This window comes from Streptomyces sp. WZ-12 (assembly GCF_028898845.1).
GTDB lineage: Bacteria > Actinomycetota > Actinomycetes > Streptomycetales > Streptomycetaceae > Streptomyces.
This window is the reverse complement of sequence record NZ_CP118574.1, coordinates 4,596,279-4,618,266: the sequence shown is the minus strand read 5'-3', so window position 1 is coordinate 4,618,266 and position 21,988 is coordinate 4,596,279. Positions and strand designations below refer to the sequence as shown.

Annotated in this window: 19 protein-coding genes; 8 read left to right on the top strand and 11 right to left on the bottom strand. The window is 68.6% G+C overall.

The window, feature by feature from the left end; translation table 11 throughout:
* Positions 1-73 precede the first annotated feature (73 nt).
* From yidD to PV796_RS19825, 7 genes are all read left to right on the top strand, one after another.
* Positions 74-391 carry a membrane protein insertion efficiency factor YidD gene (gene yidD, locus PV796_RS19855; protein ID WP_248012778.1) on the top strand — a complete coding sequence of 106 codons (318 nt, stop codon included), beginning with the start codon at positions 74-76 and terminating at the stop codon, positions 389-391.
* A gap of 3 nt (positions 392-394) precedes the next feature.
* Positions 395-1,540, top strand: coding sequence for a membrane protein insertase YidC (yidC, locus tag PV796_RS19850; protein ID WP_274914642.1), 1,146 nt, complete (start codon positions 395-397; stop codon positions 1,538-1,540).
* Positions 1,541-1,554: 14 nt separating this feature from the next.
* Positions 1,555-2,061: a Jag family protein gene (locus PV796_RS19845; protein ID WP_274914641.1), complete on the top strand. Its 507-nt coding sequence runs from the start codon at positions 1,555-1,557 to the stop codon at positions 2,059-2,061.
* Positions 2,062-2,193: 132 nt separating this feature from the next.
* Positions 2,194-2,919, top strand: coding sequence for a 16S rRNA (guanine(527)-N(7))-methyltransferase RsmG (gene rsmG, locus PV796_RS19840; RefSeq protein WP_274914640.1), 726 nt, complete (start codon positions 2,194-2,196; stop codon positions 2,917-2,919).
* A 306-nt stretch (positions 2,920-3,225) separates the two neighbouring features.
* The gene (locus tag PV796_RS19835; RefSeq protein ID WP_274919137.1) at positions 3,226-4,296 is read left to right on the top strand and encodes a ParA family protein; all 1,071 of its coding nucleotides are present in this window, start codon (positions 3,226-3,228) and stop codon (positions 4,294-4,296) included.
* Positions 4,293-5,387 carry a ParB/RepB/Spo0J family partition protein gene (locus PV796_RS19830; RefSeq protein WP_274914639.1) on the top strand — a complete coding sequence of 365 codons (1,095 nt, stop codon included), beginning with the start codon at positions 4,293-4,295 and terminating at the stop codon, positions 5,385-5,387. The genes PV796_RS19835 and PV796_RS19830 overlap by 4 nt, the downstream gene beginning before the upstream one ends.
* Before the next feature lie 308 nt (positions 5,388-5,695).
* Complete coding sequence (locus PV796_RS19825; protein ID WP_274914638.1) at positions 5,696-6,313, top strand: GNAT family N-acetyltransferase; 618 nt, start codon at positions 5,696-5,698, stop codon at positions 6,311-6,313.
* 106 nt (positions 6,314-6,419) lie between these two features.
* On the opposite strand, the gene trxA is transcribed toward PV796_RS19825, so the two are convergent.
* The 7 genes from trxA to PV796_RS19790 all read right to left on the bottom strand — a co-directional run bounded on the left by trxA (position 6,420) and on the right by PV796_RS19790 (position 16,077).
* The gene (trxA, locus tag PV796_RS19820) at positions 6,420-6,746 is read right to left on the bottom strand and encodes a thioredoxin (protein ID WP_274914637.1); all 327 of its coding nucleotides are present in this window, start codon (positions 6,744-6,746) and stop codon (positions 6,420-6,422) included.
* Positions 6,747-6,792: 46 nt separating this feature from the next.
* Positions 6,793-7,767: a thioredoxin-disulfide reductase gene (gene trxB / locus PV796_RS19815; protein WP_274914636.1), complete on the bottom strand. Its 975-nt coding sequence runs from the start codon at positions 7,765-7,767 to the stop codon at positions 6,793-6,795.
* A gap of 113 nt (positions 7,768-7,880) precedes the next feature.
* Positions 7,881-8,870: an anti-sigma factor family protein gene (locus tag PV796_RS19810; protein WP_274914635.1), complete on the bottom strand. Its 990-nt coding sequence runs from the start codon at positions 8,868-8,870 to the stop codon at positions 7,881-7,883.
* Positions 8,867-9,562 carry an RNA polymerase sigma factor SigM gene (gene sigM, locus PV796_RS19805; protein WP_274914634.1) on the bottom strand — a complete coding sequence of 232 codons (696 nt, stop codon included), beginning with the start codon at positions 9,560-9,562 and terminating at the stop codon, positions 8,867-8,869. Before sigM ends, PV796_RS19810 begins: the two co-directional genes overlap by 4 nt.
* A 185-nt stretch (positions 9,563-9,747) precedes the next feature.
* Positions 9,748-11,475 carry a serine/threonine protein kinase gene (locus tag PV796_RS19800; RefSeq protein ID WP_274914633.1) on the bottom strand — a complete coding sequence of 576 codons (1,728 nt, stop codon included), beginning with the start codon at positions 11,473-11,475 and terminating at the stop codon, positions 9,748-9,750.
* A gap of 107 nt (positions 11,476-11,582) precedes the next feature.
* Entirely contained in the window at positions 11,583-13,784 is a 2,202-nt protein-coding gene (gene murJ, locus PV796_RS19795) for a murein biosynthesis integral membrane protein MurJ (RefSeq protein ID WP_274914632.1), read from the bottom strand.
* Positions 13,785-13,830: 46 nt separating this feature from the next.
* Positions 13,831-16,077 carry a DUF6049 family protein gene (locus tag PV796_RS19790; protein WP_274914631.1) on the bottom strand — a complete coding sequence of 749 codons (2,247 nt, stop codon included), beginning with the start codon at positions 16,075-16,077 and terminating at the stop codon, positions 13,831-13,833.
* A gap of 247 nt (positions 16,078-16,324) precedes the next feature.
* Between PV796_RS19790 and PV796_RS19785 the strand changes: the two genes are divergently transcribed.
* Entirely contained in the window at positions 16,325-17,800 is a 1,476-nt protein-coding gene (locus PV796_RS19785) for a CCA tRNA nucleotidyltransferase (RefSeq protein ID WP_274914630.1), read from the top strand.
* 154 nt (positions 17,801-17,954) lie between these two features.
* On the opposite strand, the gene PV796_RS19780 is transcribed toward PV796_RS19785, so the two are convergent.
* The 4 genes from PV796_RS19780 to PV796_RS19765 form a co-directional block, all read right to left on the bottom strand.
* Entirely contained in the window at positions 17,955-18,563 is a 609-nt protein-coding gene (locus tag PV796_RS19780) for an LppU/SCO3897 family protein (RefSeq protein ID WP_274914629.1), read from the bottom strand.
* 126 nt (positions 18,564-18,689) lie between these two features.
* Positions 18,690-19,949 (bottom strand): MFS transporter, encoded by a 1,260-nt coding sequence (locus tag PV796_RS19775; protein ID WP_274914628.1) that lies wholly within the window; start codon positions 19,947-19,949, stop codon positions 18,690-18,692.
* A 72-nt stretch (positions 19,950-20,021) separates the two neighbouring features.
* A complete protein-coding gene (locus tag PV796_RS19770) occupies positions 20,022-21,104 on the bottom strand; it encodes an inositol-3-phosphate synthase (protein WP_274914627.1) in 1,083 nt (360 codons plus the stop codon).
* Positions 21,105-21,163: 59 nt separating this feature from the next.
* Positions 21,164-21,835, bottom strand: coding sequence for a PadR family transcriptional regulator (locus PV796_RS19765; RefSeq protein ID WP_274914626.1), 672 nt, complete (start codon positions 21,833-21,835; stop codon positions 21,164-21,166).
* Between the last annotated feature and the right edge of the window lie 153 nt (positions 21,836-21,988).

Genomic DNA, 21,988 nt, shown 5'->3' with positions numbered 1-21,988 from the left:
CCACCGGGGCCGCAGCCGGCGGCGACGCCGCAGGCCCCCGGGCTCCCGGACGGGACCCGGGAGGGAGCGCACAGTGAAGTACCCGCTGCTGCTTTTGATCAAGATCTACCAGTGGACCATCAGCCCGCTGTTGGGCCCGGTCTGCAAGTACTACCCGTCGTGCTCGCACTATGGCTACACCGCCATCGATCGACACGGCGCGGTGAAGGGGACTGCGCTGACCGCTTGGCGCATCCTGCGGTGCAATCCGTGGTCGCTCGGTGGCGTCGACCACGTCCCTCCCCGGAAGCGTCCGGTTTGGCATCAGCGGCTGAGGAGCCGCCTGGGCGGGCCTGCCGTCCCTGAGCCTGTCGCCCAGCCCGAGACTCAGCCCAACGCCCAAGGAGCCTGATTCGTGGACACGATCCTCAAACCCCTTTATTACGCAGTTTCCTGGATCATCGTCCAGTTCCACTCGTTCTTCAGCCTGATCTTCGATCCGAACAGTGGCGCGGCTTGGGGCCTGTCCATCGTCTCGCTGGTGGTGCTGATCCGCATCTGCCTGATCCCGCTCTTCGTGAAGCAGATCAAGGCGACGCGGAACATGCAGGCGCTCCAGCCGAAGATGAAGGCGATCCAGGAGCGCTACAAGAGCGACAAGCAGCGCCAGTCCGAAGAGATGATGAAGCTCTACAAGGAGTCGGGCACCAACCCGCTCTCGAGCTGTCTCCCGATCCTGGCGCAGTCCCCGTTCTTCATCTCCCTGTACCAGGTCCTCAGCCACATCGCGCAGAACAAGACGGTCGGCGTCATCGACCCGGCGCTGCTGGCGAGCGCGCAGAAGGCGCACATCTTCGGTGCGCCTCTCGCGGCGAAGTTCATGGACACCGCCTCGAAGATCCAGGCCCTGGGCGCCTCGGTGACTGACGTCCGCGTGGTCACGGTCATCATGATCGTCCTGATGTCGGCGTCGCAGTTCTACACCCAGCGCCAGCTCATGACGAAGAACGTCGACCTGACGGTGAAGACGCCGTTCATGCAGCAGCAGAAGATGCTGATGTACGTCTTCCCGGTCATGTTCGCCGTCTTCGGCATCAACTTCCCGGTCGGGGTCCTCGTCTACTGGCTGACCACCAACGTGTGGACCATGGGTCAGCAGATGTTCGTCATCCGCCGCAACCCCACCCCGGGCAGCAAGGCGTTCACCGAGCGCCAGGAGCGGCTGCGCGCCAGCGGCAAGCTGGTGGAGAGCCCCGCCGAGATCGAGGCGAAGAAGGCCGCCGAGGAGGCGCGCCAGAACCGCCAGCAGCCCAAGCGGCAGACCAAGGCCAAGCGTCAGACCAGCGCCGGCGCCGCCGCGCCGAGTGGTGCCACGCAGAACCGCACGCGGGCGAGCTCGTCGTCGGGTGGTGCTGCGGCTTCGCAGGACAGCACGGCCACGCAGGACGACAAGGGGAAGGGTGGTACGCCCGCCAAGGGTGGTGCCGCCTCCGGATCCCGTAACACCAAGTCCGGGCAGCGCAAGGGCCAGCAGCGCCCCAAGCACCCGTCCAAGAAGTAAGAAGGAGTCCTTACGTGACGGACACGACCCCTGGCACCAAGGGCGCCGACACCCTGACCCGCCTGGAGCAGGAAGGCGAGGTCGCGGCCGACTACCTGGAGGGTCTGCTGGACATCGCGGACCTCGACGGTGACATCGACATGGACGTCGAGGCGGACCGTGCCTCGGTGTCGATCGTCGGTGATTCGACCAGCCGCGATCTGCAGAAGCTGGTCGGCCGCGACGGTGAGGTGCTGGAGGCGCTGCAGGAGCTGACGCGGCTGGCGGTGCACCGGGAGACCGGCGACCGCAGCCGTCTGATGCTCGACATTGCCGGCTTCCGGGCGCATAAGCGTGAGGAGCTCGCCAAGGTCGGCGCGAGCGCCGCGGCGGAGGCCAAGAGCACCGGTCAGCCGGTGAAGCTCGACCCGATGACGCCGTTCGAGCGCAAGGTCGTCCACGACGCGGTGGCCGCGGCCGGACTGCAGAGCGAGTCCGAGGGCGAGGAGCCGCAGCGCCGCGTGGTGGTCCTCCCGGCCTGACGCTTCGCGCTCAGTCTTCTTTGGCCCCGTCTGCTCGCAGGCGGGGCCAAAACTTCTCAGCCTTCTGTGTTATCCCCGGTCGTAGCGCCGGGATCCCGGCAGGAAAAGCAGTCCAGAGGAAGGGCGGTTCCCGTGACGGAGGCACCAGCGGAGCTCCCTCCTGCGCCGAAAACGGCGCAGGAGGTTTTCGGCGAGCGCTTTCCGGAGGCCGTACGGTACGGCGAACTGCTCGCCGACGCGGGCGTGAAGCGCGGGCTGATCGGTCCGCGGGAGGTGCCGCGGCTGTGGGAGCGGCACCTGCTGAACTGCGCGGTGCTCTCCGAGGTGGTCCCTGAGGGCGTATCGGTGTGTGACGTGGGTTCGGGAGCCGGGCTGCCCGGTATTCCGCTGGCGTTGGTGCGTCCGGACCTCAAGATCACGCTTCTGGAGCCGCTGCTGCGGCGGACGAACTTCCTCCAGGAGGTCGTCGAACTGCTCGGGCTGGACCACGTCACCGTCGTGCGAGGCCGTGCCGAAGAGGTCATGGGCAAGCTTCCGCAGGTGCACGTGGTGACCGCGCGGGCCGTCGCGCCGCTCGACCGACTGGCCGGCTGGGGCGTGCCGCTGCTGCGCCCTTACGGAGAGATGCTGGCGCTCAAGGGCGACACCGCGGAGGAAGAACTCAAGGCGGCTCGGGCCGCGCTGAGCAAGCTGGGCGTGGTGGACACGTCGATCGTGCATGTCGGTGAGGGCGTGGTGGATCCGCTGTCGACCGTGGTGCGCGTCGAGGTGGGCGAGAGCCCCGGTGGGGTGCGCTTCGCCGCCAAGCGAGCGAAGGCGGCCCGTACGAGCCGGGCGACTAGGGGGCGTCGGCGCTGATGTCGGAACGCCGGAGGAATCCGGCACGGCTTCTTGGCGGCGGGCATCACCATCCGCGGAATAACGGATAGGGCAAATTGCGCGGGCGCTACAAAAAGCCACAAGACGGAGTGTCGCGACTTAATCGGACGCGGCGCTGGCATCGTGTTTCACGTGAAACGTCGTTCTCTGCTGCAAGGGATCATCGGCCGCGGTCGTGTGGCTGCCGAGTCGCACGACCGGAAACCCACTCGGGTCACGAAAGTATCCACAGAAGTGGGTTCATCCACAGGAGAACGGACCTCACTGGTTCGCGATACCGAAAGCATGGCAGGCTCTCACCATCGTGAGCCTGATGTCGAGGAGAGTGAATCCTTGCGGTCCGACGCCAACATCGCGGGACCGATGACCGATCCGGTCCCCGGTCCCCGCAACGAGTCGTTCGGGGACGACGTTTCACGTGAAACGCCGCCCCTGATGGACAACACACCGGTAGGTCGCGCAGCGCAGTTCGCGGTAGGGGCAATGGGCCGCGTAGGCGAGGGGATGCCCCGTCCTGAAGAGACCCGGGTCATCGTGGTCGCTAATCAGAAGGGCGGAGTTGGCAAGACCACCACCACGGTGAACCTGGCGGCTTCGCTGGCGCTGCACGGGGCCCGGGTGCTGGTGATTGACCTCGACCCGCAGGGAAATGCGTCGACGGCCCTGGGGATCGACCATCACGCCGAAGTGCCGTCCATCTACGACGTACTGGTCGAGAGCAAGCCACTCTCTGACGTCGTGCAACCGGTGGTGGAGGTGGAGGGGCTCTTCTGCGCGCCCGCCACCATCGACCTGGCCGGTGCCGAGATCGAGTTGGTCTCCCTGGTGGCGCGCGAGAGCAGGCTGGACCGTGCCATCAAGGCGTATGAGCAGCCGCTGGACTACATCCTCATCGACTGCCCGCCCTCGCTCGGTCTGCTGACCGTCAACGCCTTGGTCGCCAGTGCCGAGGTGCTGATCCCGATCCAGTGCGAGTACTACGCGCTGGAAGGACTGGGCCAGTTGCTGCGAAACGTCGACCTGGTGCGGGGACACCTGAACCCCAAGCTCCACGTCTCGACGATCCTGCTCACCATGTACGACGGACGTACCCGCCTGGCCTCGCAGGTTGCCGATGAGGTGCGCAGCCACTTCGGCAACGAGGTACTTCGGACGAGCATCCCCCGTTCGGTGCGTATCTCGGAGGCCCCCAGCTACGGGCAGACGGTACTTACCTACGACCCGGGTTCCACCGGTGCGCTCTCGTATCTCGAAGCGGCGAAAGAGATCGCGTTGCGGGGGGCGGCACAACCCGGGGAGCAGGGCCTGAGCGTGAACTACCAAGCACAGCACAGCATCTCGGAGGGGACCCAGTGAGCGAACGACGTAGAGGGCTGGGCCGGGGGCTCGGCGCGCTGATCCCCGCAGCACCCCAGAGCGCGGACGCCTCCGGGCCCGCGGCGGGAAGGGGAGCGGCGTCGCCCTCGTCCGCACCGGTTTTGGCCCCGGACCGTGGGGTGGCGGCCGCCAAGGTGGCCTCGCTGCCGACGCCCGGTGTTTCACGTGAAACCGAAGCATCGGCCGCGGCGCAGAACGGCACCACGCCGGAGGTGGCCGGTGCCCACTTCGCCGAGGTGTCGCTGGATTCGATCAGGCCGAACCCGCGGCAGCCGCGGGAGGTCTTCGACGAGGACGCCCTCGCCGAACTGGTCACCTCCATCAAGGAAGTGGGCCTGCTTCAGCCGGTGGTGGTCCGTCAGACCGCGCCCGGACGCTACGAGCTCATCATGGGCGAGCGGCGCTGGCGAGCCTGCCGCGAGGCTGGCTTGGAGAAGATCCCCACGATCGTGCGGGCCACGGAAGACGAGCGCCTGCTGCTCGACGCGCTTCTGGAGAACCTCCACCGTGCCCAGCTGAACCCACTGGAAGAGGCCGCTGCCTACGACCAGTTGCTGGAGGACTTCAAGTGCACGCATGACGTATTGGCCGACCGGATCGGACGTTCGCGTCCGCAGGTCACCAACACGCTGCGGCTGTTGAAGCTCTCGCCGTCCGTGCAGAAGCGGCTCGCTGCGGGGGTGCTCTCCGCGGGCCATGCGCGGGCGCTGCTGTCCGTGGTGGATCCGGAGGAGCAGGACAACCTGGCACGACGGATCGTGGCGGAAGGGCTGTCGGTCCGTTCGGTCGAGGAGATCGTGACGCTCATGGGGTCGGACCCCAAGGGCGCAGGCAAGGGTAAGAAGCCGCGAGCGGGTGCTCGGGTGTCCCCCGCACTCACCGGTCTTGCTACCCGGCTTTCCGACCGCTTCGAAACCCGGGTGAAGGTCGATCTCGGTCAGAAGAAGGGAAAGATCGTCGTCGAATTCGCCTCGATGGAAGACCTGGAGCGCATCCTCGGCACACTCGCTCCGGGCGAGGGCCGTGTCTTGGGGAAGTCGCTGGACGAAGGCGACGACGAAAGAGGCTGAGCTGACGTATGCGGCTCGTGGGCGAGCCGTGTTCCGGAGCCGATACCGGAACACGGCTCGCCCTTTGCTTTCTGGCAGTACCCGCGCCCGGAAAGGGCGGATACGATGCGATCGGGTATGGCGCGCATCCACATGGAGAGACCTCGCATCGAGGAGAGGGCCATGCGATCAGTGAGCCGCACCGGACTACTGGCGGCGGGGTTCGGCCTCGCAGCCCTCGGAGGGTTCGTTGGTGGTCTGCTCAGGGAGCAGGCGGCGCTGACAGCGCTGCGCGGTGCGGCAGGCGAGGGAAGCGAGGACCTGGTTCCATGGGCCGTCGGCTCGTACCGCTCACGCTGGACAACCTTCCGGATCTCCCGAAGCGCTGCCGCTCCTGCGTCTTCTGGGAGCTCGACCCCGTCAGTGGCGAGGCCGCGGTAAAGACGGGGCGTCCCGAACTGGAGAAGGAAGCCTGGATCTCGGCGGTTCTGTTGGAGTGGGGATCCTGCGGGCGCGTTGTCTATGTGGACGATGTGCCGGCCGGATTCGTCATGTACGCCCCGCCGGCTTATGTACCGCGTTCGACGGCCTTCCCCACCAGCCCGGTGTCGCCGGATGCAGTGCAGCTCCTGACGGCATGGCTGACGCCTGGTTATCAGGGGCAGGGACTGGGGCGAGTGATGGTGCAGACGGTCGCCAAGGACCTGATCCAGCGTGGCTTCAAGGCCATCGAAGCCTTCGGCGACGCGCGCTGGTCCGAGCCGGCGTGTGTATTGCCCGCCGACCACCTCCTCGCAGTCGGCTTCAAGACGGTCCGCCCTCATCCGCGCTTCCCGCGGTTGCGGCTCGAACTGCGGACGACGATTTCGTGGAAGGAAGACGTGGAGCTAGCACTGGATCGGCTGCTGGGAGCCGTCCAAAAGGAGCCCGCGCTCAGGCCGTTGTAGACGGACCTGCCGGTGTTTCACGTGAAACACCGCCTTGGTTTCACGTGAAACAGGCCCGCCCCCACGAGGGGACGGGCCTGTTTCACGTGAAACGTGGCGGCGTACCTCAGGCGAGGTAGTCCGAGAGGTCGCGCTCGATGGCGGCCTTCGGCTTGGCACCGACGATCGTCTTCACGACCTCGCCGTCCTTGTAGACGTTCATGGTCGGGATCGACATGACGCCGTACTTGGCTGTGGTCGCCGGGTTCTCGTCGGTGTTCAGCTTCGCGATGACGATCTCGTCGTGCTCGGCGGCAATCGCCTCCAGGGACGGAGCGACCTGGCGGCACGGGCCGCACCAGGTGGCCCAGAAGTCCACGAGGACGGGCTTGTCGCTCTTGAGGACGACCTCTTCGAAGTTGGCGTCCGTCACGGTCACCGTGGCACCGGCCATGGCAATCTCCTTACTGGGTGGGTGGTGGGAAAGCAGGGTGCGCAGGTCAGGCGGAAGCGGTCTTCTCCGGCTCGGCCGTGGCCTCGCCGTCAGAGAGCGCCGCGAGGAACCGTTCGGCGTCGAGGGCGGCGGAGCAGCCGGTGCCGGCGGCGGTGATGGCCTGGCGGTAGGTGTGGTCGACGACGTCGCCGGCGGCGAAGACGCCCGTCAGGTTGGTGCGGGTGCTGGGCGCGTCGACGGTGAGGTAGCCCTCGTCGTCGAGAGTGAGTTGGCCCTTGAACAGTTCGGTGCGCGGGTCGTGGCCGATAGCGATGAACAGGCCGGTGACCGGAAGTTCGGAGGTCTGGCCGGTGGTGACGTTGCGCAGCGTCAGGCCGGAGAGCTTGGTCTCGCCGTGGATCTCAGCGACCTCGCTGTCCCAGACGAAACGGATCTTCGGGTCGGCGAAGGCGCGTTCCTGCATGGCCTTGCTGGCGCGGAGGCTGTCGCGGCGGTGGACGACGGTGACGGTCTTGGCGAAACGGGAAAGGAAGGTGGCCTCTTCCATGGCGGTGTCGCCGCCGCCGATGACGGCGATGTCCTGGTCCTTGAAGAAGAATCCGTCGCAGGTGGCGCACCAGGAGACGCCGCGGCCGGAGAGTTCGTCCTCGCGGGGCAGGCCGAGCTTGCGGTGCTGGGAGCCGGTGGTGACGATGACGGCCTTGGCGCGGTGGACGGTACCGGCGGTGTCGGTGACGGTCTTGATCTCCTCGGTCAGGTCGACGGAGACGATGTCGTCGGGGACCAGTTCGGCGCCGAAGCGTTCGGCCTGGGCGCGCATGTTGTCCATGAGGTCGGGGCCCATGATGCCGTCGCGGAAGCCGGGGAAGTTCTCCACGTCGGTGGTGTTCATCAGGGCGCCGCCGGCGGTGACGGCGCCTTCGAAGACCAGGGGCTTGAGGGATGCGCGGGCGGTGTAGAGCGCTGCGGTGTAGCCCGCGGGCCCGGAGCCGATGATGATCACGTTGCGGACGTCGCTCACGGGTGTCTTCCTTGTCTCTGCCGACGGCTTGCTGGGGTCTCGGAACTCTCACCCCACCCAACGGATCCTAAGGGGCAAGCATTCCCGGAGTGCCACAGCGCACAGCCCGGTGCTCAGTCTCGCCGATACGAGTGGGTCAGCAAAACCTTCCCAGGAGCCGGCGGAGCGGCGGACACACACGAGGCGGCGACGATATAGGCAGAGACGCTCTTGGGGTCGGCGGGGTGCGGGAGCACGACCAGGAAGGCGTCCTCTCCCTCGTAAGTGCTGCGGGTCGAGGCCAGTGGCTGCTCGGCGCGGCCGATGCCCTGGCGCACACATGACGGAACGGCATCCGGCTTACCCCGTAGCGGGGTCTCGGGCGAGCTGCGTGTGCCGATCTCCGGAGCTTGGTGAACCTTTTTCTCGGCGAGCAACCTGTGGACGTCCGCCCCGAGTGTCGCGGCGCTCAAGCCCGAGGGGGTTCCTGCGCCTGAGGAAGCGGAAGCGTCCGGCTTGGTGGCTTCGACGCCGCTGGTGCCAACGCCCTGGAGGAGGAGGCCACCGACTCCAAGCACCGCTGCGGCCGCCGCGGAGCCGAGCAGGATCCGGGGCCACCGTCGCGAGCGTGACGAACGTCGCCCGGGAGCCCGGCGACCTGGCCCGGAGCTACCGCGGGCTTTCCCGGGCGGAGGCACGGCCGCGGCAGCACGTGGTGGCGCTTGCACGCTGGTTTCACGTGAAACGGAGAGAGGCGCGGCCGACGTTTCACGTGAAACCGAAACGGGATCGAGCGATGTTTCACGTGGAACCGTGGCAGCGGAAGGTGGTGTTTCACGTGAAACACCGGGCTTGCCCTCGGCCGCGGCGGAGTTCAGCAGTGCCTCCGCGGCGAGTGCCGCATCAATGCGCTCGGCGACATCGGCGGGCATCCGCGTCGGGCCGGGCAGCGAACCGAGGAGCCCGCGGATTTCCTCCAGGGAGGCGTAGACGTCTTCGCACAATGCACAGCCGGCGAGATGATCCCGCAGCTCTGCTGTGTGCGAGGGGGAGAGCAGCCCGTCTGTGAGGTCGGAAATCTCAGCGACCTCTGGGTGCTCGCCTGCGTCGGTCGTCGACGTCACGCTCGCCCACCTCCGCCCTTCACGGCACCTGTGCCCTTCGGTCCTGCCGTCGGTGGGACGGATGTCCCCTGCGCCCAGTTCCTTCCCCCGCTCTTGGGATCGCTATCCCCGTCGTCGTCGCGCAGATGGGTGACCAACGGCAGCAGACGCGCGCGCCCACGCGAGCAGCGGCTTTTCACCGTTCCGGTCGGGACATCGAGGATCGCGGCAGCCTCCGCGACGGAGTACCCCTGCATATCGACGAGTACGAGAGCGGCGCGCTGTTCCTCGGGGAGTGTGCGCAGCGCGATGAGCAGTTCGCGGTGCACGTCCTGGCGCTCGGCCGGGAGAGCAGCGGACTCTTCGGGTTCGAGGAGCTGCTCCAGGCGCTCGGTCTCGGCTACCGGAGAGGTGCGTCGGGACGCGGTCTTGCGGGCCCGGTCCAGGCAGGCGTTGACCGTGATGCGGTGCAGCCAGGTCGTCACGGCCGACTGGCCGCGGAAGGTGTGGGCGGCGCGATAGGCGGAGACCAGCGCGTCCTGCACTGCGTCGGCGGCTTCCTCGCGATCGCTGAGGGTGCGTAAGGCCACGGCCCAGAGCCGGTCGCGGTGACGGCGGACGATCTCTCCGAACGCATCGGGGTCGCCCTTTACGTGCAGCGCAAGGAGATCGGCGTCGGTTGGTGTCGAAGCCTTGTCGCTGTCGGTGGACACGGGCCCCCCGGCCGTAGCTGCCTGATCTCGGTCCCATTGAAGCCGGCCGGATGAGGAAAGTAAATGCTGGGAAAGACACCTTGCCGACCGGAAATGATCTCGATGGAGGGAGGGGCGTGGATAGGGGTCCGACCTGTCGGTCGAACGGAACCCGTACCCACGCCCCTCTCGAAAGGCGAGCGTGCTCAGCCGGTGAAGGAGACCTCGGTCACGCCCTGCTTGTAACCGGCCTTGCTGTAGGACTCGGGGTCGGCCTCCGAGTAGGGCATCGCGGTCATCCACACGACGACGTACCGCGCCTTCGTCGGTGACTTCAGCGAGACCTTGGCGGTGGTTCCCGACGTCTTGGCCGTACCGAGCTCCCGCATGGAGCTCAGCGGTTCGGACGGTGAGAGGGAGTGGGCGGCGTAGAGGGTCACCGTCGTGTGGTTGCCGCTGTAGCGCAGCCCGATCGACGCGCTGCTCACCTGCTGCTCCGAGCCGAGGTCGTAGACCAGCCCGACGCCCTTCTTGAAGGCCGGGTTCAGGTCGGGGCCTTCAAGGAAGCTCTTGCTGCGCCAGAAGGTCGAGGGGTCTCCGTCGTAGGTGGCCCTCGCCTGCTCGGGGTGCTGCGGCTGGCCGTCCGGGTAGTACTCGGCGCCGTCCTCGATCTTGATCGGCTTGCCGGTCGGCTTCTTGGCGGCTCCGCCTGCGCTCTGCGAGTTCCCGGAGGCGTCCTGGTCGCCCTCGCGCTTCAGCAGGGTGTCCGCCAACTGCCAACTGCCCAGGCCCAGCGCCGCGATCAACAGCGCGGAGACCGACCACTTCAGCGCCTTGCCGGTGCGGCTCTGGAGCGGGGGCGGTGGCGCGGCGACGGGCTGCGTCGCCCGGGTGGGCTGACCGTTGCGGGTCGCCGGCTGTCCGTAGGAGCCCTGCTGGTAGCCCGTGCGCTGGTATGGCGGGGGCGTCGAGAACGCCGTCTCCGGAGGACGGATGCGCGGCATCGCCGCGACGGCCTTGGCCAGCTCTTCCGGGGTGGTGCACGGCGGCTCCTGGCGGGACGCGGTGGCCCCGTCGTTGACCAGCGCACGCATGGCGAGCTCGGACAGCCCCCGGTGGACGCCCGCGCGCACCTGGTCGGGCGCGATCAGGCCGACGCCCTTGGGGAGGCCGGCGAGGCCGTAGGCGTCGTTCTCGTACGGCCAGCGTTGGGTGAGGGCGGCGTACAGGAGGGCGCCGATGGCCTCGGTGTCCGTGCGCTGCGGGTGCTCGCAGGTGATGCCGCGGAGCGCCGCCATGACGGCGAGGCCGCGGATGCGGTACTGCCCGGATTCCGTGCGCAGCACCGAGCTCGGGGTGAGTCGCAGATGGGCCAGACCCTCGCGGTGGGCGGCGGTCATGGCCTGCGAGACCTGGCTGACGAGTTGGTAGGCGTCGTGGGGTTCGAGCGGGCCGTTGGCCAGGACGGTGGCCAGTTCGGTGGCGTCCGGCAGCCACTCGTGGACGACGTAGACGAGGTCGCTGTCCTCGACGGCGTCGAGGACCTGCACGAAACGGGGATCGCCGAGGAGCGCGGAGGCCCGGGCGGCGGAAAGCACCGGACGGGCGCGAGGGTGGTCGGCGGGCAGCACGTGCACGCCGACGGCCCGGCGGAGCTTCTCGTCGACGGCGCGCCAGCTACTGAATCCGTCCAGACGGGTGACGCACTCTTCGAGGCGGTAGCGTCTCGCCAGCTTGTGACCGCTGTGGAGTTCCGGTGGCTTGGAATCGGTCGCCTGGGCACCTTTCTCGTCGGTGCGTGCGGCGTCCTTTTCCTTGCCGGATACCTTCTCGGCCTTTGCACCGTCGTCCGTGGCCCGCCCCGCCTTGGCGGTCAGCGGCTCCTCGCCGCTCGTGTCGGCCACGTCGACGGCAGCCGTGCTCCGTTCCGCCACCGTCGTTCCTGCCTCCCCATCCGTTGCAGGCTCAATGAGCCAAGACAATTGTGCCCACAGTCCGCCACTATGCACGACACACGGTGGCAGCCGATGGTTGTGCCCGGTCAGCGTCCCAGCTTGGACCTGACCATGCCCACCAGGGCGTTGAGCTCCTCGATCCGCATTTTTCGGGCGGCGAGGTAGAAGACGGCCAGAAGTGCGGCGGCGCCGGCGATGAGCGCGGCGAGTGAGCCGACGAAGCCGGTGCCGAGCGCCTGCATCAGCACGTACACCAGGGCGCCGGAAACGATCGTGGCCGGGATGCTGGCGCCGGCCAGCCGCGCGTAGGTCCGCACGACGTGCGGGGTGTCCAGGTCGCCGCCCATCCGCTTGCTCAGGCGACGCCAGGCGACGCCGACACCGATGACGTAGGCGAGCCCGTAGGACGCCGCCATGCCCACCACGGCCCAGCGGGCGGGCAGGACCAGGAAGCAGAGGGCGGAGGCCGCGGCGTTGACGCCGGCGACGATCACCGTGTTGTAGAAGGGGGTGCGGGTGTCCTCGTACGCGTAGAAGGCGCGCAGGACGACGTACTGCACCGAGAACGGGATCAGGCCCACGCCGAAGGCCATCAGCATGTAGCCCATGGGGATGCCGGCGCCGGACGAGCCGTAGACCAGCGTGCAGAGCGGGATGCCGAGGGAGAGGAACCCGAACGAGATCGGGACGATGGCCACGGCTGACGTGCGCAGGCCCTGTGACATGTCGTCCCGGACCGCGCCGGTGTCGCCGTCGTGAGCGGAGCGCGCCAGTCGGGGCAGCAGCGCGGCCATGACGGAGACGGTGATGATCGCCTGCGGCATGTTCCAGATCAGCTGGGCGCTGGCGTAGGAGATGAAGCCGGTGCCCGGGTGGCCCTGGTGGTCGGCGGTCTTGCCGGCCCAGGTGGAGAGCTGGGTGACGACCAGCACGCCCGCCTGGTTGGCGAGGACGAACAGCACCGTCCACTTGGCCAGCTTGGCGGCCTTGCCCAGGCCGTGGCCGCGCCAGTCGAACCGGAGGCGGAGCTTGAAGTCGGCGTCGCGCAGGTACGGGATCATCGCCAGCGCCTGGACCACCAGGCCGAGGAGCGTGCCGATGCCGAGCAGTCGGATGCCGGCGTCGGGGATGGTGGTGACGCCGATGTGGGAGGTCTTCGCCGTGCCGTAGACCCAGATGAACAGGCCGAAGGTGGCGATCATGACGATGTTGTTGAGGACCGGGGTCCACATCATCGCGCCGAAGCGGCCGCGGGCGTTGAGGATCTGGCCCATGACGACGTGCAGGCCCATGAAGAAGATCGTGGGCACGCAGTAGCGGGTGAAGGCGACCGCGACCTCGTTGGCCGCCGGGTCGCGGGAGATGTCGAACGAGACCAGTTTGACCAGCAGGGGTGCGGCGAAGACCGCCAGTATCGTCAGCACGCCCAGGACGACGACGACGAGGGTGAGCAGCCGGTTGGCATACGCCTCGCCGCCGTCCTCGTCCTCCTTCATCGCGCGGACGAGCTGCGGGACGAAGACGGAGTTCAGGCCGCCGCCGATGGTCAGGATGAAGATCATCGTCGGTAGCTGGTAGGCGACCTGCCAGGAGTCACCGAGCACCGCGCCGCCGAGCGCCGCGACGATCAGCGCGGAGCGGACGAAGCCGGTGAGCCGGGACACCATCGTGCCGGCGGCCATCACCGCGCTGGACTTCAGCAGCCCGGAGGCGCGGCCGCCGGACTGCTTGCCGGCCGCCGCGACCGGGGCGGGCTCGGGTTCGGCTTCTTCGACGGCCTGTTGGGTCATCGGCTCCGGGCCGGGAGCCGCCGCCGGTGCCTGCTGGGCCATGGGGGCCGGCGCGGGGCGCGGCGGCTGGTACGGCTGCTGCTGGTCCCGGAAGAGGTGCGCGAACGCGTCCCGCTCGGGGCGCTCGTCGGCGCCCTGGGCCATCAGCGCGTCGCCGCCGGCGAACTGCACCGTCGCGTCGGGGTCGCCCTGCGACAGGTCCTGGACCGGCCCCTGTGGCTGCGCCGGTGCGGGCGTGGGCCACTGCTGCGGGTCGGGCTGCTGCTGGTAGAGCGGGTTGGCGGGCGGTCCCGAGGGGGCCGGGTGCGCGGCGTGGTCATACGGCGCCGCGCCGGCCGGGTCCTGGGCCGTCGGGGCCGGTGCCTGCTGCGGGTCGTTGCGGTAGGCGTCCTGGACGTAGGGGTCCTGGTCCGCGGGCAACGGCGGCGTCGGAGGGACCGCCCCCGAGGGATCGCCATGCGAGCCCCGGCCGCGGCCACCGTCATACGGCGCATTCATCGCTGCCCCACCTCATCCGTAGCCGGCCATCCGGCCCCGTCGTCTATCAACGGTCCACTTTCTCACCTGAGCCGGAGGGCCCGGACTTCTCCGAACCGGTGTCCGGCGTGGGGTCACTCGGCTGCTCGGGGCTGTCGCCGCCGGGGTTGCCGCTGTCGTCGCCCTCGCCCTCGGCGGTGGCACCGCCGTTGTCCTCGCCGTTCTCCTCGTCCCCGGTGTCCTCGGCGGCCGCCCGCTTGCGCTGGAGGTAGATCCGCACGCCGGCGAGCACGAGCAGCAGGACACCGCCGGCGATGACGAGCATCACAGTGGCGGTGATCTCGGTGACGTTCACGGGGAACTTCATCGGCTCACCGTAGGGCGTGCCGTCCGCGGTGTAGAGCTGGGCGGTCACCCAGGCGAGACCGTTGGCGTTCGCCGTGGTCTCGAACTTGAACGACTGGCTGTGCCCGCCGTCCACCTTGATCTCCTGGGATTTCCCGACGTCCAGCCGGTTGGGCTGCGACGAGGTCAGCCGCAGTGTCAGGCCCTGGACGCCTTGGAGGAGGTTGTTCTGCACCGTCACCGGGATCGTGGCGCTGCGCCCGGAGAGCGTCGCCTCGGACTTCGGGATCAGGCGGACCTTCTTGGTCAGGCCGTCGAGGTAGTCGCGCACCGAGGCGCGGAACGCGGTGGCGCCCTGGGAGTCGCCCCGCCACGACGTCGACATCTCGCGCATTATGGCGTTGCCGAACGGGGTGACCACGCGCTCGGGGTGGGCCAGGACGACCTTGAAGTCGTCCAGCGCGGACTGGGTGTCCTCGATCTGCCGGAAGGCGTCGGTGGGGAGCTCCTGCTGGCGCAACACATCCGGGTACGACGAGCGGCCGGGGATCTGGCGGTTGGCGGCCGGGTCGGGCTTCGCCTTCGCCGCGTCCCCCAGCTTCGTCGGCTGGACCCAGCCGGCCTGCTCCAGGTTCCGCAGCGCGCCGGCCATCGCCTGGGCCTGGGTCGCCGAGGGCATGCGCTGCGGCGCGACGACGATGCTGCGCTGCTGCTCGGGGTTCTCCAGGCCGATCATCTGGGCCTCGGCCAGGAAATCCTGGATCGCCAGGCTGGCGTTCCCCGACTTCGACATGTCGCCCTCGAAGGCCCGGGAGAGCTGGGCGTCGGTGACGATGGCGGTGTTGCCGCCGCCGATGGGCCGGGCCGCGGTCGGGGTGTACGGCAGGTCGTTGTCCCGCAGGCTGTCGCTCCGGGTGATGACGTTGTGGGCGCCGGCCGAGGTGGCGACGTCGACGATCGAGGAGTCGATGGCGCCGTCCACGGGCCAGGTGAAGTCGGTGCGCGGCTTCACGCCGAGGATGGTGTCCACGGCCTTCGAGGCGAGCTCGGTGGCCGGGCCGAGGTGGCCGAGCGAGCTGGGCACGCTCTTGCCGTGGTGCGCGAGCGAGGCCAGGTCCGGGTCACCGAAGGGCAGGGCGACGACCTCGTGGCCCTTCACGGCGTTCTGCAGATCGTTGAGCCACTGCTTGGCCACGGCCTGGTTCTTGCCGACCGGGCCGTCCGGGTCGTGCACGTGGTACGGCTTCGTCATCGCCTCGACGGTCGCGAGCAGGTCGGGGTCGACGACGAAGGTCACCGGGAGGTTCTTGCCGAGCTCGACCATCTTCTGGAGCCGGCCGCCGGGGGCGATCTCCGACGCGAGACCGTCGTTGCGGAAGACCGGCGTCTGCTGGGCGTCGGCGCCGGTCTCGGCCGTGAGGTGGGTGGTGGAGATCAGCGGCCACAGGTAGGTGAGCTGGGTCTTCTTCGCCGGCGCGGAGCCCTGCCAGGGCAGCAGGGTCCGGTCGATGCCGAGGACCTGGTCGTACGACGCGCTCGGGCCGTGACCGGACAGGGTCACGCCGAGCGGATACACCCCGTCGCTGCTGAGGCCGAGGTCCTTGACGGGGACGTTGAGGGTGAAGGTTCGGCTGGTGCCAGGGTCGAGCCGGTCGATCTTCTCGGTGTGGTCGCCGATCTCCTTGCCGTCGGCTCCCGGCTGATAGCCGGTGCGTTTGGTCACGGCCTGAATGGAGCTGCGGTCGTTGAGCGCCGCACCGCGGTGCAGCCCGACGTGGGCGTCGGTGATCGCGCTCTTGGTGTCGTTGGTCAGCGTGCCGGAGACGGTGACCGTGTCGTCCTTGCCGGGGGCGACCGGGGACATCGCGTTGATCGCGACGTTGACCGGGTGCGAGGCCGCCCGGGCCTCGGGGGCGTGGGTGACCTGGAGCGTCCCCACGAGCAGGGGTACTCCGGTGAGCAGCGTCACGGTCCTTCGCAGCCATCGGCCACGCGGCCGTTCAGTCGCCTGGAACCCTGCCGCATCGGCCACGCGCTCGCCCGTCCCTCGTCGTCGTCAGTGGTCGTCGGAATGTGCGTCCACGAATGGTAACGAGGCCCGGCGCGCCGTAGTGCCGGGGACTGCGCCACGTGATCATGACGGCGGGATCTGGGGGCCGTTGTCCCCTTTATTGACGTGACGCCGCGGGCCGCGCGGCCACGTACCCTTTTCTGTTGTGCCGAACGCCAACAATGACTTCCCCACCACGCGGTCCGAGCAGACTCCGCAGTCGACGAACGCGCTGAACCACGTGCAGCGCCGTGCCGTGAGCGAGCTGCTGCGGGTTTCCCCCGTCGCGGACGACCTGGCCCGTCGCTTCCAGGAGGCCGGGTTCACGCTTGCCCTGGTCGGCGGGTCGGTCCGGGACGCGCTGCTCGGCCGGCTCGGTAACGACCTGGACTTCACCACCGACGCCCGGCCGGAGGACGTGCTGAAGATCGTCCGGCCATGGGCGGACGCGGTCTGGGAGGTCGGCATCGCCTTCGGCACGGTCGGCTGCAAGAAGAACGCGTTCGACATCGAGGTCACGACCTACCGCTCGGAGGCGTACGACCGCACCTCGCGCAAGCCCGAGGTGTCCTACGGCGACTCGATCGAGGACGATCTGATCCGCCGGGACTTCACGGTCAACGCCATGGCGGTGCTGCTTCCGCAGAAGGAGTTCGTCGACCCGCACAACGGTCTGGAGGACCTGGCGGCCCGCGTGCTGCGGACTCCGGGGACGCCGCAGGAGTCGTTCTCCGACGACCCGCTGCGGATGATGCGGGCGGCCCGCTTCGCCGCGCAGTTGGACTTCACGGTGGCGCCCGAGGTCGTCGAGGCGATGACGGCGATGGCGGAGCGCATCGAGATCGTCTCCGCTGAGCGGGTGCGTGACGAGCTCAACAAGCTGATCATGGCGCCGAATCCGCGCAAGGGCCTGCGGCTGCTGGTCGATTCCGGGATCGCCGACCGGGTGCTGCCGGAGCTGCCCGCGCTGCGCCTGGAGAGCGACGAGCACCACCGCCACAAGGACGTCTACGAGCACACGCTGACGGTGCTGGAGCAGGCCATCGACCTTGAGGACGACGGGCCCGACCTGGTGCTGCGGCTGGCGGCGCTGCTGCACGACATCGGCAAGCCCAAGACGCGGCGCTTCGAGAGCGACGGTCGGGTCTCCTTCCACCACCACGAGGTGGTTGGGGCGAAGATGACCAAGAAGCGCATGACCGCCCTGAAGTACTCAAACGACATGATCAAGGACGTTGCGCGCCTGGTGGAGCTGCATCTGCGGTTCCACGGGTACGGCACCGGCGAGTGGACGGACTCCGCGGTCCGCCGCTACGTCCGGGACGCCGGCCCGCAACTGGACCGCCTGCACAAGCTGACCCGCTCGGACTGCACTACGCGCAACAAGCGCAAGGCGGCCGCGCTGTCGCGGGCCTACAACGGTCTGGAGGAGCGCATCGGCCTGCTCCAGGAGCAGGAGGAGCTGGACGCGATCCGCCCGGACCTGAACGGCAACGAGATCATGGAGATCCTCGACGTCGGCCCTGGCCCGCAGATCGGCAAGGCGTACAAGCACCTGCTGGAGCTGCGGCTGGAGCACGGTCCGATGGACCGCGAGGCGGCGGTGGCCGCTCTCAAGGAGTGGTGGGCGACGCAGAGTTGAGGCGCTGGGGCCCGTGGCGACCGTGAACCGGCGGTGTTTCACGTGAAACCGGGCGAGGTGCAACGGGGCGGTGTTTCACGTGAAACGCGGCGGCAGGAGCTCTGCCGTTTCACGTGAAACACCGCCCCGCGGCGCAAGTGCGCTGATTTGGCGGCTACTTGACGTTCTGAAGGCAGAGCACGAACCGGGTGTCGGAGGCCCGGCGGCGGTGCTGGACCTCCGAATAGGCGTTGGTGTCGCTCGGACAGAGCGAGGTGTCCGTGGTGTCGGTGTGGACGGCCGTCACCTTGTACTTGGCCTCCGCCGTGCCGCAGTCCACCACCTTGAGATCGGGCTTGATCTCGTTGCCCTCGTTCTTCATGCAGTCGCCGGCCTTGGCGGTATCGGCGTCGTGCCAGCTACTCACCCAGGCCACCCCGATGACGATCAGGCCCACGACCACGACGATGCCCTTCAGGATCGCCTTGGGCGACCTTCCCTGGCGGGCCGGCGGCGGGGGGACGGGAGCCCCGCCCTGCGGGAAGGGCTGCTGCGGCGCCTGCGGATAACCCTGCGGCGGCTGCTGGCCGTACGGCGGCTGCGGTTGCTGGGGATAGGCGTATCCACCCTGGGGCGGGGGCCCGCCCTGCGGCTGCCCGCTCGGGGGCGGACCGTAGGCGGCCTGCGGCGGCTGGGGTGGCTGCGGGTAGGGAGGCTGGCCGTACGGCTGCTGTCCGTAAGGGGGTTGGCCGTACGGGTTCTGCCCCTGCGGAGGCGTGGTCATGGGAAGTTCCCCCGAAATCTGGTGTTCCCGGACGTGCGGTGTCCGGGCGCGTGAAGTACGCCCGTAAGGTATCTGCTCCGCTGGGCGCCGCATCGGCGCGGGTGTCGGGGCGCCGGGGGCGGGCGCTCAGCGGCGCACGAAGCGGACCAGGGCCGCGGCGACCACCGCGTAGAGCGCGGCCACCACGACGATCAGGACCGCGGACCGGCCGTCGGGCGGCAGCATCAGGGCGGCGACCGCGGCCGCGCCGACGAACGCGACGTTGAACAGCACGTCGTAGACGGCGAAGATGCGGCCGCGGAAGGCGTCGTCGACCGAGGACTGGACCACCGTGTCCGTGGAGATCTTGGTTCCCTGGGTGCCCAGGCCGAGGACGAAGGCGGCCACCAGCATCGGCGCCGGGCGGAAGAACAGCCCCAGTGCGGGCGCCAGGACCGCGCCCGCCGCGGCACAACACGCCATCCAGCCGAAGGCGCCGAGCCGTTCGACCGCCCAGGGAGTGACCACCGCGGCCGCGAAGAATCCGGCTCCGGACACGGCGACGGTCACCCCCAGCAGCGCCAGCCCCTCGGACGTGGTGCTGGACCAGGCGTACCGGCACAGCATCAGCACCATCACCGTCAGCGCGCCGTAGCAGAAGCGGACCACCGTCATGACGGTGAGCGCGCCGGCCGGCGTGGGACGGGCGGCGAGATGGCGTAGGCCCTCCACAAGCCCGCGCACGGTGCTCAACAAGGCGTCCTTGACGTGGGGTTGGAGCACCGAGGGGTCCGGCCCGAGGAGTTGCGGAGTCATCCGCAGGGCGGTGAGGGCGGAGCAGAGGTACAGCACGGCGGCCAGCAGCACCACGAGCCCGTCCACGTCCGTGCCGGCCAGCCGGAGCGCGAAGGCCAACCCGCCGCCGACCGTCATGGCGAGCGTTCCCGCCGTGGGGGAAAGGGCGTTGGCCATCACGAGCTGGTGCCGGCCGTCGACCACGCGAGGCAGGGCGGCCGAAAGTCCCGCCAGGACAAAGCGGTTCACGGCGGTCACGCAGAGCGCGGAGACGTAGAAGAGCCAGTCGGGGACGTGCATCGCGATCAGCACCGCGGTGAGCGCGGCGAGCAGGGTACGCAGCAGATTGCCGTGGAGCAGGACCTGCCGCCGGCGCCAGCGGTCGAGCAACACCCCGGTGAACGGCCCGAGAAGGGAGTACGGCAGCAGCAGGATCGCCATGGCGGAGGCGATCGCCTCGGGCGACGCCTGCTTCTCGGGCGAGAAGATGACGAAGGTGGCGAGCGCCGCCTGGAACACCCCGTCGGCGGCCTGCGAGAGGAGCCGCACGGCCAGGAGCGAACGAAAGTCGCGCAGCCGGAGTAATACGCGGAGATCGCGCGCAACATGCATGAGGCACAGCCTCACACAGCCCGCCGGCCTCCGGGAGGAATAACCGGAGGCCGGCGGTGAGAGGGGGAGCGCTTAGCGCTCGACCTCACCGCGGATGAACTTCTCGACGTTCTCCCGCGCCTCGTCGTCGAAGTACTGCACCGGCGGCGACTTCATGAAGTAGGAGGAGGCGGAGAGGATCGGGCCGCCGATGCCCCGGTCCTTGGCGATCTTGGCGGCACGCACCGCGTCGATGATGACGCCGGCGGAGTTCGGGGAGTCCCAGACCTCCAGCTTGTATTCGAGGTTCAGCGGGACGTCGCCGAAGGCGCGGCCCTCAAGGCGGACGTAGGCCCACTTGCGGTCGTCCAGCCAGGCCACGTAGTCGGACGGGCCGATGTGGACGTTCTTCTCGCCCAGTTCGCGGTCGGGGATCTGGGAGGTGACCGCCTGCGTCTTGGAGATCTTCTTGGACTCCAGGCGCTCGCGCTCCAGCATGTTCTTGAAGTCCATGTTGCCGCCGACGTTGAGCTGCATCGTGCGGTCCAGGACGACACCCCGGTCCTCGAAGAGCTTGGCCAGCACGCGGTGCGTAATGGTGGCGCCGACCTGGGACTTGATGTCGTCACCGACGATCGGCACGCCGGCCTCGGTGAACTTGTCCGCCCACTCCTTGGTGCCGGCGATGAAGACCGGGAGGGCGTTGACGAAGGCGACCTTGGCGTCGATGGCGCACTGCGCGTAGTACTTCGCCGCGTCCTCGGAGCCGACGGGGAGGTAGCAGACCAGGACGTCGACCTGCCGGTCCTTGAGCACTCGGACGATGTCGACCGGGGCCTCGGCGGACTCCTCGATCGTCTCGCGGTAGTACTTGCCCAGGCCGTCGAGGGTGTGGCCGCGCTGGACCTGGACACCGGTGTTCGGCACGTCGCAGATCTTGACGGTGTTGTTCTCGCTGGCGCCGATGGCGTCGGAGAGGTCGAGGCCGACCTTCTTGGCGTCAACGTCGAAGGCGGCCACGAACTCGACGTCGCGGACGTGGTATTCGCCGAACTGCACGTGCATGAGGCCGGGCACGCGGCTGTCCGGGTCGGTGTCCTTGTAGTACTCGACGCCCTGTACCAGCGAGGCGGCGCAGTTGCCCACGCCGACAATGGCTACGCGAACCGAACCCATTCCGGTTGCTCCCTGTGATCTCGATGAGGACCTGTAGGGCAGGGCCTCATGTGGTGGTGTCATTCGGACGGGTCCGGCCGGGAACCACCCCGGTGCCGGGGCAGGCCGCCCGTGTCTCCTGACTGGTTGTTCTTGTCCTGCGCTGTGGAGTCCTCCGGTGCGCGCTGTTCGCGCCCGGTGCGCTCGCTCTCGATGAGCTCGTTGAGCCAACGGACCTCGCGCTCCACGGACTCCATGCCGTGCCGCTGCAGTTCGAGGGTGTAGTCGTCCAGTCGCTCGCGGGTCCTGGCCAGGGAGGTGCGCATCTTCTCCAGGCGCTCCTCCAGCCGGCTGCGGCGGCCTTCCAGCACGCGCATCCGCACGTCCCGCGACGTCTGGCCGAAGAACGCGAAGCGGACACCGAAGTGTTCGTCCTCCCAGGCGTCCGGCCCGGAGTGGCTGAGCAGTTCCTCGAAGTGCTCTTTGCCCGCCGGGGTCAACCGGTAGACGATCTTTGCCCGGCGTCCGGTGAGTGCCGTGGCGGGAACGCCCTCCGGGGCGCCACCCGTTTCCTCGACGAGCCAGCCGTTCGTGACCAGCGACTTGAGGCAGGGGTAGAGCGTGCCGTAGCTGAAGGCGCGGAAGACCCCGAGCGAGGTGTTGAGCCGCTTGCGCAGTTCGTAACCGTGCATCGGGGATTCCCGGAGCAGACCGAGGACGGCGAATTCGAGGATGCCGGAACGCCTGCTCATCCTCCGCCTCCTAGGCCCTGTGCGGTCTTTATCTCGATCTGATGTATCGAGTCGATACATCCAGACGATAGATCGGTGCCCTGAGCGGAACAAGAGGGCGGACGGTGAACGGCGTCACATCACTTATTCGTGCGACGCAACCTGACTGTTTTG

What these genes read in the sequence shown, in the direction of transcription:
- trxA (WP_274914637.1), bottom strand. Translation starts at nt 6,746, where the DNA reads ATGGCCGGTGCCACGGTGACCGTGACGGACGCCAACTTCGAAGAGGTC.
- PV796_RS19775 (WP_274914628.1), bottom strand. Translation starts at nt 19,949, where the DNA reads ATGCATGTTGCGCGCGATCTCCGCGTATTACTCCGGCTGCGCGACTTT.
- PV796_RS19780 (WP_274914629.1), bottom strand. Translation starts at nt 18,563, where the DNA reads ATGACCACGCCTCCGCAGGGGCAGAACCCGTACGGCCAACCCCCTTAC.
- PV796_RS19825 (WP_274914638.1), top strand. Translation starts at nt 5,696, where the DNA reads ATGGGCCGTCGGCTCGTACCGCTCACGCTGGACAACCTTCCGGATCTC.
- murJ (WP_274914632.1), bottom strand. Translation starts at nt 13,784, where the DNA reads ATGAATGCGCCGTATGACGGTGGCCGCGGCCGGGGCTCGCATGGCGAT.
- PV796_RS19835 (WP_274919137.1), top strand. Translation starts at nt 3,226, where the DNA reads ATGGCAGGCTCTCACCATCGTGAGCCTGATGTCGAGGAGAGTGAATCC.
- PV796_RS19765 (WP_274914626.1), bottom strand. Translation starts at nt 21,835, where the DNA reads ATGAGCAGGCGTTCCGGCATCCTCGAATTCGCCGTCCTCGGTCTGCTC.
- PV796_RS19770 (WP_274914627.1), bottom strand. Translation starts at nt 21,104, where the DNA reads ATGGGTTCGGTTCGCGTAGCCATTGTCGGCGTGGGCAACTGCGCCGCC.